Source organism: Bacillus horti (assembly GCF_030813115.1).
GTDB lineage: Bacteria > Bacillota > Bacilli > Caldalkalibacillales > JCM-10596 > Bacillus_CH > Bacillus_CH horti.
The window spans coordinates 11,996-25,526 of the sequence record NZ_JAUSTY010000013.1 but is presented as its reverse complement, the minus strand read 5'-3'; the positions used below and the strand labels follow the sequence as shown (position 1 = coordinate 25,526).

13 protein-coding genes are annotated in these 13,531 nt (G+C 40.8%); 6 read left to right on the top strand and 7 right to left on the bottom strand.

Annotation, left to right across the window (positions count from 1 at the left end; all coding sequences use genetic code 11):
* Positions 1 to 29 precede the first annotated feature (29 nt).
* From mnmG to rpmH, 7 genes are all read right to left on the bottom strand, one after another.
* A complete protein-coding gene (gene mnmG, locus J2S11_RS14830; protein ID WP_307395840.1) occupies positions 30 to 1,922 on the bottom strand; it encodes a tRNA uridine-5-carboxymethylaminomethyl(34) synthesis enzyme MnmG in 1,893 nt (630 codons plus the stop codon).
* Positions 1,923 to 2,067: 145 nt separating this feature from the next.
* On the bottom strand, positions 2,068 to 3,444 hold the full coding sequence (gene mnmE / locus J2S11_RS14825) for a tRNA uridine-5-carboxymethylaminomethyl(34) synthesis GTPase MnmE (RefSeq protein ID WP_307395984.1): 1,377 nt from the start codon (positions 3,442 to 3,444) through the stop codon (positions 2,068 to 2,070).
* A 293-nt stretch (positions 3,445 to 3,737) separates the two neighbouring features.
* On the bottom strand, positions 3,738 to 4,517 hold the full coding sequence (jag, locus tag J2S11_RS14820; protein WP_307395838.1) for an RNA-binding cell elongation regulator Jag/EloR: 780 nt from the start codon (positions 4,515 to 4,517) through the stop codon (positions 3,738 to 3,740).
* Complete coding sequence (gene yidC / locus J2S11_RS14815; RefSeq protein ID WP_307395836.1) at positions 4,514 to 5,281, bottom strand: membrane protein insertase YidC; 768 nt, start codon at positions 5,279 to 5,281, stop codon at positions 4,514 to 4,516. Before yidC ends, jag begins: the two co-directional genes overlap by 4 nt.
* Before the next feature lie 26 nt (positions 5,282 to 5,307).
* Positions 5,308 to 5,517: a membrane protein insertion efficiency factor YidD gene (gene yidD / locus J2S11_RS14810; protein WP_307395835.1), complete on the bottom strand. Its 210-nt coding sequence runs from the start codon at positions 5,515 to 5,517 to the stop codon at positions 5,308 to 5,310.
* 63 nt (positions 5,518 to 5,580) lie between these two features.
* Positions 5,581 to 5,964: a ribonuclease P protein component gene (rnpA, locus tag J2S11_RS14805; RefSeq protein ID WP_307395833.1), complete on the bottom strand. Its 384-nt coding sequence runs from the start codon at positions 5,962 to 5,964 to the stop codon at positions 5,581 to 5,583.
* A 113-nt stretch (positions 5,965 to 6,077) separates the two neighbouring features.
* Entirely contained in the window at positions 6,078 to 6,212 is a 135-nt protein-coding gene (gene rpmH, locus J2S11_RS14800) for a 50S ribosomal protein L34 (protein ID WP_307395831.1), read from the bottom strand.
* 695 nt (positions 6,213 to 6,907) lie between these two features.
* On the opposite strand from rpmH, the gene dnaA reads away from it, so the two are divergent.
* The 6 genes from dnaA to gyrB all read left to right on the top strand — a co-directional run bounded on the left by dnaA (position 6,908) and on the right by gyrB (position 13,361).
* A complete protein-coding gene (dnaA, locus tag J2S11_RS14795; protein WP_307395829.1) occupies positions 6,908 to 8,266 on the top strand; it encodes a chromosomal replication initiator protein DnaA in 1,359 nt (452 codons plus the stop codon).
* A 354-nt stretch (positions 8,267 to 8,620) separates the two neighbouring features.
* A complete protein-coding gene (dnaN, locus tag J2S11_RS14790) occupies positions 8,621 to 9,757 on the top strand; it encodes a DNA polymerase III subunit beta (protein ID WP_307395828.1) in 1,137 nt (378 codons plus the stop codon).
* A 39-nt stretch (positions 9,758 to 9,796) separates the two neighbouring features.
* Entirely contained in the window at positions 9,797 to 10,018 is a 222-nt protein-coding gene (yaaA, locus tag J2S11_RS14785; protein ID WP_307395827.1) for a S4 domain-containing protein YaaA, read from the top strand.
* Positions 10,019 to 10,027: 9 nt separating this feature from the next.
* Positions 10,028 to 11,149, top strand: a complete 1,122-nt coding sequence (recF, locus tag J2S11_RS14780) for a DNA replication/repair protein RecF (RefSeq protein WP_307395825.1) — start codon at positions 10,028 to 10,030, stop codon at positions 11,147 to 11,149.
* Between the two features lie 4 nt (positions 11,150 to 11,153).
* Positions 11,154 to 11,405 carry an extracellular matrix regulator RemB gene (remB, locus tag J2S11_RS14775; protein ID WP_307395824.1) on the top strand — a complete coding sequence of 84 codons (252 nt, stop codon included), beginning with the start codon at positions 11,154 to 11,156 and terminating at the stop codon, positions 11,403 to 11,405.
* A gap of 42 nt (positions 11,406 to 11,447) precedes the next feature.
* A complete protein-coding gene (gyrB, locus tag J2S11_RS14770; RefSeq protein WP_307395823.1) occupies positions 11,448 to 13,361 on the top strand; it encodes a DNA topoisomerase (ATP-hydrolyzing) subunit B in 1,914 nt (637 codons plus the stop codon).
* The last annotated feature ends 170 nt before the right edge of the window (positions 13,362 to 13,531 follow it).

Here is a 13,531-nt window from a genome sequence, read left to right as displayed (position 1 = left end):
CCTACTCCTTTTACTCCTAACATATTGATTTAAGCCTTCACTCGATTCATTTGCTCTAAAAAGATTAACAGAATAGATATATCTGCTGGAGTAACTCCTGATACCCTAGACGCTTGAGCAATGTTTAACGGTTTGATTTCTTTAAGCTTTTCCATCGCTTCCATAGAGAGACCTTTAATGCTCTCATAATCCAGTTCTGAGGATAGCTTTTTGTTCTCCATATTCTTTAATTTCTCAACCTGAAGCAGTTGCTTAGCAATATAACCCGCATATTTAATTTGAATCTCCACCTGCTCTGTAACCTCTGTAGGTAAAGGACTTGGTGCAGGTGATATAGCTTCAATTTGAGCATATCCGATCTCAGGTCTTTTTAGGATGGTAGCTAGATCAAAGGCATTGTTCAATTCCTTAGATTCAACGGAACGAAGAATGTCTTGTACTCTCTCCTCCGGTCTTACCTTCTCCTGCTCTAATCGAGCCATTTCACCTTCGATTAAACGTTTCTTTTCACTGAAACGAGCATAGCGCTCCTCAGGTATTAATCCGATATCATAACCTACATCAGTTAATCTAAGATCAGCGTTATCATTACGTAGAAGTAAACGATACTCTGCTCGTGACGTTAACAAGCGGTAAGGCTCTCTCGTTCCCTTCGTAATTAAATCGTCGATCAATACGCCAATATAAGCCTGTGAGCGATCTAACACAACAGGATCACGCCCCTGAACCTTACGAGCAGCATTGATTCCTGCCATAAGGCCTTGTCCAGCCGCTTCCTCATAGCCGCTCGTTCCGTTAATTTGACCAGCTGTAAATAAGCCTTCAATAAGCTTCGTTTCTAGGGATGGCCATAGCTGAGTCGGTACAATGGCATCATATTCAATCGCATATCCTGGTCTCATCATTTTACAATTCTCCAGTCCCGGAATAGAACGTAAAATTCTAAGCTGTACATCCTCAGGTAAGCTAGTGGATAAGCCTTGTACGTATACCTCAGACGTATTTCTTCCCTCCGGCTCTAGAAACACCTGATGCTTCGGTTTATCAGCAAAACGAACAATCTTATCTTCTATAGAAGGACAATATCTTGGTCCTGTTCCTTCAATTTGTTTGGAATCTCCATACATTGGTGAGCGACCAAGGTTTTCCTGAATCACCTTATGGGTTTCCTCTCCTGTATACGTTAGCCAGCATGGGAGCTGTTCCTTAGGCTGCGGTAATTCCGTTGTTTCAAAGGAAAACGCTCTAGGGACATCATCTCCAGGCTGAATTTCAGTCTGGCTATAATCAATCGTCTGTCCATGAACACGGGGAGGTGTCCCCGTTTTGAAGCGAACCATTTCAAATCCAAGCTCCTGCAGATGATAGGACAAGCGAATAGAAGGCTGCTGGTTATTAGGACCACTCTCATAGGATAAATCCCCTAATACAATACGTCCACGAAGGTATGTCCCTGTGGTAAGGACAACTGTCTTTGAATAATACTCAGCCCCCGTCTTCGTCACAACCCCACAACAAACACCATCTTTGACAATTAACTCTTCCACCATCGCTTGGCGTAAAATTAAATTAGGTGTATTTTCAATTGTCTCCTTCATCGTATGCTGATACAAAAATTTATCTGCTTGTGCACGCAACGCCTGTACAGCAGGTCCTTTTCCCGTATTTAGCATACGCATCTGAATATATGTTTTATCGATATTTTTGCCCATCTCACCACCAAGAGCATCAATCTCACGAACAACATGCCCTTTGGCTGGTCCACCAATAGACGGATTACACGGCATATAGGCTACAGCATCTAGATTTAACGTCAGCAATAACGTTGAACAGCCCATACGAGCAGCCGCAAGAGCTGATTCAACACCAGCATGTCCCGCTCCAATGACGATAACATCAAAATCATCTCCACGATAATTCATTCACTACAGCTCCTTTCACCTTATATTTAGGTAAAATCCATGTCCTCCATTCCGCCGCAAAGCGCTTAACCTCCACTATGGACATGGACTTTACACTTGATAAAAAAATCATTAGGCACGATCTTTTCTATATTTACCTTTGTAGCTATTTTCCTAAGCAGAACTGTGAAAATAACTGATCAATCAAGCTCTCACTTACTGCATCCCCAAGAATTTCACCTAACAGCTCCCACGTTTTCTGTAGATCTATCTGGACAATATCAACAGGGACTCCAAGCTTGACTCCTTCAATCGCATCACTAATCGATTTTTTCGCTTGATTCAACAAGGCGATATGCCTAGCATTACTCACATAAGTCATATCCCCTGCCTCAACATCGCCAGTAAAATAGAGCTCCGCAATAGCCTGTTCAAGCTCATCAATCCCCTGTTCTTCAAGCAATGACGTGGTCATGACTCTTCTCTCACCAGCAAGCTTCTGAAGCTCCTTCACATCCAATTCACCAGCTAAGTCCATCTTATTTACAATAAGAATAGACTTCAAATCCCTAACCAGCTCAATCAACCTACGATCCTCTTCATTTAAGCGCTCTGTATAATTAAAAACAAGTAAGATTAAATCCGCTTTTTTCAGCTCTGACCTAGATCGCTCTACACCAATCTTCTCCACTAAATCCTCTGTTTCACGAATCCCTGCCGTATCCACTAGCTTTAACGGCACTCCTCGAACATTAACGTATTCCTCCAGAACATCTCTTGTTGTTCCTGGAATATCCGTTACAATCGCTCGATTTTCATGAACAAGAGCATTCATCAAGGAGGATTTCCCAACATTAGGTCGACCTACAATAACAGTAGATAGCCCCTCACGTAGAATTTTCCCTTGCTCAGCCGTACGTAAAATATCTTCAATCTTACTCTGAACATATTGGGCTTTATCAAGTAGGAGCTGTTGCGTTACGGCTTCAACATCATGCTCTGGATAATCTATCGTTACCTCAATATGTGCTAACGTTTCAAGCAGCTCTTGTCGCAAACGCTGAATCAGCTTAGACAGCCTACCCTCCACCTGCTGCAACGCTACATTCATCGCTCGATCTGTCTTCGCTCGAATTAAATCAATAACAGCCTCTGCCTGAGACAGATCAATGCGCCCATGCAAAAACGCGCGCTTCGTAAACTCACCAGGCTCCGCTAATCTGACTCCCTCATTCAGCACCACATTGAGCACTCTTCGCACAGATACTAAACCACCATGGCAATTAATTTCAACGATATCCTCTCGGGTATACGTTTTCGGTGCTCGTAGCACCGTCACCATGACTTCCTCTATTTTTTCCCCAGCTTCTCCATCTAGCAAATGCCCATACTGAATCGTATGACTATCCACAGTGGATAACGAATGCTTACCTTTATATATTCGATCCACAGCCTCAATAGCATGTGGTCCACTTACTCTAACAATGGCGATTCCTCCCTCACCCATCGGTGTGGAAATCGCAGCTATCGTTTCTAATTCCATCATAACGTTCACCTCAACGTTAATAGCGTTCCCTAAATAAATAGAATAACACATCTTACCAGCAATAGAAAGAAAATATGCCCTTCACTCACCCATCGTTTCTGCTTCACAATGAACTTACCCACATGTGTATAACATTTCTAGCAGATTAAACACTTATTTAAAACATTTTTGTCTTACATAGCTCATCTAATTTTAGTCTAACTTATCCACAAATTGCAATTTTCAAAGCACAAAAAAAGAGCCTCCAATCACGGAAGCTCTCTCCTTTTATAAAGTTATACACAAGTACATCATTTAGGATAAACAACAATATGGCGATGTGGATCCTGCCCATCACTTCGAGTCGCAACCCCAGCGTAATCCTGTAGATGAGTATGAATGATTTTTCGTTCAGCAGCATTCATAGGCTCTAAGGCTACCTTATTCCCGCTACGAATCACTTTCTTGGCCACTCGATCGGCAAGCTGCTCTAATGTTTCCTTACGTTTAGCTCGGTAATTCTCCACATCAATAACGATACGAATATAGCTACTCGAATGACGATTCGCTACGATATTCGTCAAATACTGAAGAGAATCTAGCGTCTGACCCCTTCGTCCGATCATCAGTCCTAATTGAGTCCCTGATACATCAAACAACCAGTAATCAGCTTGCTTCTCTACCTTTACCTTCACAATAAGATCCATTTTCGCCAGCACATTTTCAAGAAAAACAACAGCCTCTTCAATCGCCTCTTGAATTTCCTCTTCCTGTACTCGCTTGGTTTCATCAAAAGTAACAGAATCAGCAGTAGAAGTATTAGCTCCATCTGGCACAATAGCTGTCTTCGCCTGATCTAGACTCTGATCTTCTGTCTTTGAATCTACGTTGTTATGCTCAAAATGTTCTTCAACTTTGGAATCCTTACGTTCAACTTCTATGACAGCCTGCTTTGCACCAAAACCCAAAAATCCTTTACTAGGCTCTTCAATTACACGAATGTTGACAAATTCCTCTGTAGTTTGTAATTGACTGAGAGCCCTCTCCACAGCTTCTTGTACTGTTTTTGCCCTAGCAGTCACTTTATTCACTTTGCAGCATCCCCCGTTTTCAGTTTATACATATCCCTCATGAAATAGTATTGAACGATTGTAAACAGATTTCCAACTACCCAATATAGGGATAACGCCGCTGGAAAATAGAAAGCAAATACGGTAATCATAACAGGCATAATTACAAGCAGAACCTTCATTTGCGGATTCATCTGCTGAGTACCCATCATTTTTTGTTGAATATATGTTGTGATACCAGCTAAGATCGCTAAGCCCCAGAACGGTTGTCCAAGTTCAATCCCTAAAAAAGTATGACCAGGGATATCGGAATGACGATATACCGCTTGATAAAAGGCGATTAAGATCGGCATCTGTACCAACAAAGGTAAACAACCAGCTAACGGATTAACGTTATGTGATTGGAATAACTTCATTGTTTCCTGCTGCATCTTTTGCTGATCCTTCTGGTACTTTTCCCTAATCTTCTGCATTTCTGGCTGAAGAGCCTGCATCATTTTAGAGCTTTTTAGCTGTTTAATCATCAAAGGTAACGTTAATAAACGCAACAATATAGTAACAATGATGATAGCCAAGCCATACATATCAAAGGCTGGATCACCGGAAGAATTTAAAGTAGTAGCAAAATACTCTAGTAACCAAGCTAGTGGAAAGACAAAATAGCGATCCCAAAATCCATTCTCAGGATCAATTGGTTTCATTAAACCACTATCCTCCATGCCACAGCCTGCTAGAACAATCATTAGTATCATCAAAACGGGTATTAACAAAAGCTTACGGGACAAAAAGGTCTCCTCCTAACGCAATATTATTATGGCACTTCGTCAATTCCCCCTGGGTGCCAAGGGTGACATTTTATGATTCTCTTTATCGCTAGAAAACCACCCTTTAGCGCCCCATACTTCGTGATAGCCTCTAACGCATAATGAGAGCACGTAGGGTAAAAGCGACATGTAGGAGGTTTTATAGGAGAAATGATTTTCTGATAAAATCGAATGAACCATAGGAACAACGTTTTCATTATAGCACCTCGCCCCTATAGGTTGAAGGCTTTTCACACATCTTTCCCAACTAAATGTGTAAATTAGTCATTTTTCCTACTTTTTTTAGCTAGGGGCTGTTCCTTCTTCCTTTTATGTAAGTCTGCTCTTCTTAACACATGACTAAAGCTAGAGCATAGCCCTGCAAAATCAAGATCAAGAGCAGGCTTGCGTACAATCAGTACAAGATCAAAGCCACTTGCAATCTGCTGCTTGTTTGCTCGGATCGCTTCCTTTAGCTGTCTTTTCAAGCGATTTCTCACAACAGCGTTTCCAATCTTTTTGCTTATAGAAATCCCTGCTCGAAAAGAATCCGTCCTAGCATGCGGATACGCATACAAAACAAGCTGGCGATTAGCCACAGATATCCCTCGTCTGAATACTCTCTGAAAGTCCTCATTTTTCTTTAATCGAAACTTGCTTTCCATGATTTCCTCCAATAGAGAAGTACCTTGTAGTAGATAGTCTTACTATATAAAAGAAGGGTTAAACCCTCCAGCCATATTCTAAAATTAGAAAAAAGACCACTGAAATCAGTGGCCTATGCAGATAATACTTTTCTTCCTTTTTTACGACGACGAGCTAAAACTTTACGTCCGTTCTTCGTGCTCATTCTAGCACGGAAACCGTGAACCTTACTACGTTTACGATTGTTTGGTTGAAATGTTCTTTTCATTATAAGCACCTCCTCTTCTGGAGTCCAAAACTCTATATTGTACTTAAATCGATTACCACGAATCAATTACAGACATTCTTATATTATAAAAAAACTCATTCTATCTGTCAATGTACAGTTTTAAAACTTCACTTTTTCTCTCCTGTGCATAACTATTCCACACCTTTATTCTTTTTTCCACGTCATATTGACAACCTGTCCACAAAATATAGTGCTGTTCATAAAAATAATACACAAAATGTGCACATTGTGGATAACCTATATAAAATCATTGAAATGGTACGCCATTTTTGATATGATATGTTTGCTTTACTCATGTGGATAATTCAGATTTTAGTAAATATATCCACAGTCTGTTGATAAGTGTGTGGACAGTTTTTACACATTGTCTATATCTCCATTCTAATTTTTCCACACATTACATGTTATACTCCCTCAGCCTTTGTCCTTCCTAAACCGAATTATACACAAGGTACGTGGACACTTTTTACAGTCTAAAAAAGTATAAAATTTGATATTATATTTTCTTTCAAATTTTATACTTTCTGACTGCAGGACATAGGACGACTTGCAACTTTAGTTGCTTAGCGTCACTTGCACACTTTGGGTGAAAGCTCCCTCTAATGATGGACTAGACGACCTCTTCGAGAGGCTTCGATAAAAGCTTTTTCTTACATAGAAGAAAGGAAGTAACTATGGAAAATGTAAATGAACTTTGGAGCAAAGCGCTAGGCGTGATGCAAAAAAAAGTGAGCAAGCCAAGCTATGACACCTGGTTAAAGCAAACAAATGCTCATTCATTAAAGGGAGATCAGCTGGTTATTGCCGCCCCTAATGAATTTGCTAGAGATTGGCTTGAATCTAGGTATTTAGAACTAATCTCGGAAACGATCTATACCATCACCGGCTCCAAGCTAGACGTTCGCTTTATTATTCCTAGCAATCAACAGCTAGATGATTTAGATATAGAGCTAGCCTTTCAAAAAAAGAAACAGGCCGAGCAGCAAGAGCAAAATGAAGAGCAGCATCAAAGCATGCTTAACCCCAAGTATCTGTTTGATTCCTTTGTTATAGGATCGGGGAACCGATTTGCTCACGCAGCCTCTCTTGCTGTTGCAGAAGCACCTGCCAAAGCTTACAATCCATTGTTTATCTATGGAGGAGTTGGGCTAGGAAAAACCCACTTAATGCACGCTATTGGACACTATGTTTCAGAGCATAACCCGCAGGCTAAAGTGGTTTACCTCTCCTCAGAGAAGTTTACCAATGAGTTTATTACTGCGATTCAAAACAACAAAACGGTAGAGTTTCGCAATAAATACCGTAGTGTGGACATCCTTTTAATTGATGATATTCAGTTCCTAGCTGGAAAAGAACAAACACAGGTTGAATTTTTCCATACGTTTAATTCCTTGCATGAGGAAAACAAACAAATTGTCATCTCTAGTGACCGACCCCCTAAGGAAATACCAACCTTAGAGGATCGCTTACGCTCACGCTTTGAATGGGGACTTATTACAGATATTACACCGCCTGATTTGGAAACAAGGATCGCTATTCTTCGTAAAAAAGCAAAAGCCGAACAGCTAGATATTCCTAATGAGGTACTTGTTTATATCGCAAACCAAATTGATACGAACATTCGTGAGTTAGAAGGGGCCTTGATTCGAGTGGTGGCCTACAGCTCCTTAGTGAATCAGGATATGAATGCGGAGCTGGCAGCAGAAGCATTGAAGGACATTATCCCAAGTAATCGTCCTAAACAAATTACGATTTTAAAGATCCAACAATTTGTAGCCGATCATTACGATCTAAAAGTAGAGGATTTTAAAGCCAAAAAACGGACAAAAGCTGTTGCTTTCCCGCGCCAGATTGCTATGTATTTGTCCAGAGAGCTAACAGACTCCTCATTACCTAAAATCGGTGAAGAATTTGGTGGACGGGACCATACAACGGTCATTCACGCCCAGGATAAAATAAAAAAAGCTCTACAAACAGACACACAGCTACAAAAAACGATTCAAAATTTAGCCGAAGCCATTAAAAATCAATAGGAATTCAACTAGATTTAATTAAAATTTCGTAGGTTCGAAAAAAAATGTCGTTATCCACCTGTGCATAACTATCCGCACAGCAAGTAGCCTATACACAATCTATGCACATGTGTATAGGCTTGTCTGTTTTCCTTTTTCGACACTTTTCCACAAATCCACAGGGCTTATTACTATTATGACTTTTAAATAAAGACATAAATATATATAAAGGACTAGAGAACGTTCTAACGTGATTCCCAAGAATATGATAAAATAAAATAATGCCAAATTTTCTTTAACACAACCAAGCTGATTCTTATTTATATGTTGCTATAAATTAAAATATGTACGTCATTTGGTCGGAGGGATTTTAACATGCAAATTGTTATTCAACGTGATTATTTAGCTCAAGCGGTTGGACAAGTCTCTAAAGCCGTTTCATCTAGAACTACGATACCCATTCTAACAGGGATTAAAGTAGCGGCTACCTCAGAGGAAGTCATTTTTACAGGAAGTGATGCTGATATATCTATTCAAGCTTCTGTACCTGTAGAAGTAGAAGGTAAAGAAATTGTAAAAGTGGTTAAACTAGGTACTATTGTTCTTCCGTCTAAATATGTGACGGAAATTGTGAAAAAGCTACCAGAGCCCCTTGTAGAAATTGAAGTACAAGACAATAACGTAACCCTGATTCGATCAGGAAGTGCTGAATTCAACCTGAACGGCTTAAACGCAGACGAGTATCCCAAGCTCCCACAAATTGATGATGAAAAGCTATTAAGCCTTTCTAGTGATTTGTTTAAAAGCATGATTCGTCAAACCTCGTTCGCTGTATCCACCCAAGAATCTCGTCCGATCTTAACGGGAGTTCTATGGAACCTAGAGCAAAGTGAACTGAGCTTCGTCGCTACAGATAGCCATCGAGTAGCTCTACGAAAGGTTCATGTGGACGCTACTGAAGAATTAGAAATCAAAAATGTGGTCATTCCAGCCAAAAGCTTAAATGAGCTAAATCGTATTTTACATGATGAGGATGAAGTCATTGAGATTGTGGTCAGTGACAATCAGATTTTGGTTAAGGCGGATCATATTTTATTCTATTCTCGTCTATTAGAAGGAACTTACCCGGATACATCTAGAATTATTCCTCAATCTAGTAAATCACAGGTAACTGTTGAAACGAAGCAGCTGTTACAGGCCATTGAGCGTGCCTCCTTGCTAGCAAAGGACATGAAGCATGTGGTCAAGCTATCGACGATTGCTGGAGATCGTATTCAAATTTCATCAAACACACCAGAGGTTGGGAAAGTGGTTGAACACATCCACGCTCAAGAGATATCAGGGGAAGAAGTTCAAATTTCCTTTAATTCTAGATATATGATTGAGGCCCTAAAAGCGATTGACCATCCAGAAATTCAGATTGGCTTTACTGGAGCGATGAGTCCATTTATCATTCGCCCAACAGAGAATGATCGTATTTTACATCTTGTCCTCCCTGTGAGAACGTATTAACCCAAGGCACATTTGATTGCGATTGAAGGAGAATGAGTAATGATAAAAAAGATTGGGATTACACCTCCTGTGATCACCTTAGGTCAGTTTTTAAAGCATACAGGGATCATTGATACGGGCGGTCAAGCAAAATGGTTTCTACAGGAGAATATCGTGTTTGTCAATGGAGAGGAAGAGAACCGGAGAGGGCGTAAGCTCGCACTGGGAGATCAGATTGATATCCCTGAAGTCGGCCAATTTGAAATTGTAGAAGAGAGCTAGGGGATTAATGTGTATGTGAAGAAGCTCGCCTTAAAGCAATATCGAAATTATGAGCAGCTTGAATTATCCTTTGATGCGAATGTTCATCTATTTATCGGGGATAATGCCCAGGGTAAAACAAATATCCTTGAAGCGTTATATGTTCTTGCGTTCGCCAAGTCCCATCGTACCTCTAAGGATAGAGAATGGATTACATGGGATCAGGATTTTGCTAAAATAGAAGGGGTCATTGAAAAAAAATACGGTCCTGTGCACTTAGAGCTTCTCATATCAGCAAAAGGAAAAAAAGCAAAGGTGAATCATTTAGAGCAGCGTAAGCTCAGTGAATATGTAGGGGTTCTAAATGTGGTAATGTTTGCTCCTGAGGATTTGGAGATCGTGAAGGGCAGTCCTCAAATACGCCGACGCTTTCTAGATATGGAATTGGGACAGATTAGTCCGTCCTATCTTCATGCTCTTGCCCAATATCATAAGCTCCTTTCCCAGCGAAACGCTTTATTAAAGCAATGGGAAAAAAGGAAAGAGAATAGACCTGTAATCGAAGTTTTTACAGAGCAAATGCTAGCCTATGCGGCAAAGATTTTACTTAAACGAACAGGCTTCATTAAGAATTTACAAGAGTGGTCTAGTGCGATTCATCAGAGCATAACATCGGGTAAGGAGCAGCTTGAGCTGCGTTACGTTTATTCCACGCCGATGGATGAAGGGATGAAGGAGCAGGAAATCATAGAGGTTCTACGTCAAAAGTTTGATAAAATAAGAGAGCAGGAGGAATCACGGGGAACGACTTTGTTTGGTCCTCATCGTGATGACCTGCAATTTTTTATCAATGGAATGAACGTACAAACCTTTGGATCACAGGGACAGCAGCGTACAACAGCTCTATCGACCAAGCTAGCTGAAATCGAATTAATTCATTCAGAAATAGGAGAATATCCGATTCTTCTGTTGGATGATGTGTTGTCTGAGCTAGATGATCACAGGCGCTCCCATCTATTAGAAACGATACAGGGCAAAATCCAGACGTTTGTCACGAATACAAGTCTAGAGGGCTTAGATCAACAGATCGTCAATGAGGCGACGATTTATAAGGTACAGCAAGGAAAAATAAGCCCGATGAAGGAAGGATAAGTTCATGTATGTACATTTAGGTGGAGACACTGTCATTCGCTCAGCGGATATGATTACAATCTTAGATTACAACCATATAGAGCAGGGCAAGGCTATGGAATCGTTTTTGACTTCCTTTGCTCAGCAAAAAAAACTGCTTTGGATTTCGGAGCAGACTATGACCAAGTCCATTGTGGTCACAGATCAGTATGTTTACGGTTCACCGATCTCTTCTCTGACTTTATTAAAGAGAACGACGGAAGAGACGTATCGCTAGATTATTAAGCATCTAGCATCAATGTAAATGAGGTGAAGAAAGATGACAATCAAGGAACAATCCTATGATGAAAATCAGATACAGGTGCTGGAGGGCTTAGAGGCGGTACGTAAGCGTCCAGGGATGTATATCGGAACTACGTCTTCCAAAGGCTTACACCATCTCGTATGGGAGATTGTAGATAATAGTGTGGATGAATCATTAGCCGGCTATTGTGATACCATTCAAGTGAATATTCAAAAGGATAACAGCATTAGAGTCCTAGATAACGGACGTGGAATTCCAGTAGGGATCCATGAAAAAATGGGGAGACCAGCCGTTGAGGTTATTATGACCGTTCTCCATGCAGGGGGTAAGTTTGGTGGAGGAGGCTATAAGGTATCAGGTGGACTTCATGGAGTAGGAGCTTCAGTTGTAAATGCTCTTTCCGAATGGATGGAAGTACGTGTTCATTTGAATGGCAGCATCCATTATCAGCGCTATCATCAAGGAGTTCCTCAAGCCGACTTAAAAGTAATCGGTGAAACGGAGTATACGGGAACAGAAACCATATTCAAGCCTGACCCTGAAATTTTCAAAGAAACAACCGAGTATGATTTTGAAATCCTACGTACTCGCTTAAGAGAGACAGCGTTTCTAAATAAAGGCTTGAAAATTATTATTGAAGATGATCGTTCTGAAGAGGTTAAGCCGGAAATCTTTCATTACGAGGGGGGCATTGCTTCCTTTGTGGAGTATTTGAATCGGACGCGAGAGGTTCTACATGAGCCGATTTATATCGAGGATCAAAAGGAAGGCATGATCGTTGAGATTGCCCTACAGTACAACGATAGCTTTGCTTCCAACTTGTACTCCTTTGCCAATAACATAAATACCCACGAGGGTGGAACACATGAGTCTGGCTTTAAAAGTGCCCTAACACGTGTTCTAAATGATTACGCGAGAAAGCAAGGCATGCTCAAGGATGCTGATTCTAACCTAACAGGTGACGATGTTCGTGAAGGATTAACAGCGATCGTTTCCGTTAAAATTGAGGATCCGCAATTTGAAGGGCAAACGAAAACAAAGCTCGGCAATAGTGAAGCCCGTAGTGTGACAGAATCCTTGTTTGCTGAGCATTTCTCTGACTTCTTGAATGAGAACCCTTCAACAGCTAGAAAGGTCATAGACAAGGCCTTAATGGCCCAGAGAGCACGTGAGGCAGCTCGTAAAGCAAGAGAGCTAACAAGACGTAAAAGTGCCTTAGAGGTTAGCTCCTTACCAGGGAAGCTAGCGGATTGCTCAAGTCGTGATGCGGCTATCAGTGAGATTTACATCGTAGAGGGTGACTCTGCCGGAGGTTCAGCTAAGCAAGGTCGAGATCGTCACTTCCAAGCGATTCTACCGTTGCGTGGTAAAATCATTAACGTAGAAAAAGCCAGAATCGATAAAATCTTATCGAACAACGAGATAAGAGCAATTATTACAGCGTTAGGGACAGGAATTGGAGAGGACTTTGATATTGAGAAGGCCAGATACCATAAGATTGTGATTATGACCGATGCCGACGTGGATGGAGCTCATATTCGTACCCTCCTGTTAACGTTCTTCTATCGCTATATGAAGGAAATCATTGAGAAAGGCTACGTGTATATCGCACAGCCGCCTTTATACAAGGTCTCACAAGGGAAAAAGATCATCTACGCCTATAACGAAAAAGAGCTACAGGCTGTGTTGAGTGAGCTTGGAGAGCAGCCTAAGCCAGGTATTCAGCGTTATAAAGGATTAGGAGAAATGAATCCTACTCAGCTGTGGGAAACGACTATGGACCCTGAGTCCCGTACGTTTTTACAGGTTAGCCTTAAGGATGCCATTGACGCAGATATGATCTTTGAAACCCTAATGGGAGACAAGGTTGAGCCAAGACGTGACTTTATTCAGGAGCATGCTCAATACGTTCGTAATCTAGATATTTAACGTAACGATCATAATTTGAAGGAATGAAAGATAGAGTAAAGAATGATGATCTACTATGAAAAAGCAAAACTCAGTCCGTACAATGGACTGAGTTTTTTGTATAAAACGTTCTTAGCAAGCATTGTCTTATGAGTAGCTGATTAATCATGAACTAAATTATGATCATAATC

Bases quoted from the DNA above. Each gene is read 5' to 3' on its own strand.
- yidD (WP_307395835.1), bottom strand. From the start codon at position 5,517: ATGAAAACGTTGTTCCTATGGTTCATTCGATTTTATCAGAAAATCATT.
- rnpA (WP_307395833.1), bottom strand. From the start codon at position 5,964: ATGGAAAGCAAGTTTCGATTAAAGAAAAATGAGGACTTTCAGAGAGTA.
- gyrB (WP_307395823.1), top strand. From the start codon at position 11,448: ATGACAATCAAGGAACAATCCTATGATGAAAATCAGATACAGGTGCTG.
- dnaA (WP_307395829.1), top strand. From the start codon at position 6,908: ATGGAAAATGTAAATGAACTTTGGAGCAAAGCGCTAGGCGTGATGCAA.
- remB (WP_307395824.1), top strand. From the start codon at position 11,154: ATGTATGTACATTTAGGTGGAGACACTGTCATTCGCTCAGCGGATATG.
- yaaA (WP_307395827.1), top strand. From the start codon at position 9,797: ATGATAAAAAAGATTGGGATTACACCTCCTGTGATCACCTTAGGTCAG.
- rpmH (WP_307395831.1), bottom strand. From the start codon at position 6,212: ATGAAAAGAACATTTCAACCAAACAATCGTAAACGTAGTAAGGTTCAC.
- mnmE (WP_307395984.1), bottom strand. From the start codon at position 3,444: ATGGAATTAGAAACGATAGCTGCGATTTCCACACCGATGGGTGAGGGA.
- mnmG (WP_307395840.1), bottom strand. From the start codon at position 1,922: ATGAATTATCGTGGAGATGATTTTGATGTTATCGTCATTGGAGCGGGA.
- dnaN (WP_307395828.1), top strand. From the start codon at position 8,621: ATGCAAATTGTTATTCAACGTGATTATTTAGCTCAAGCGGTTGGACAA.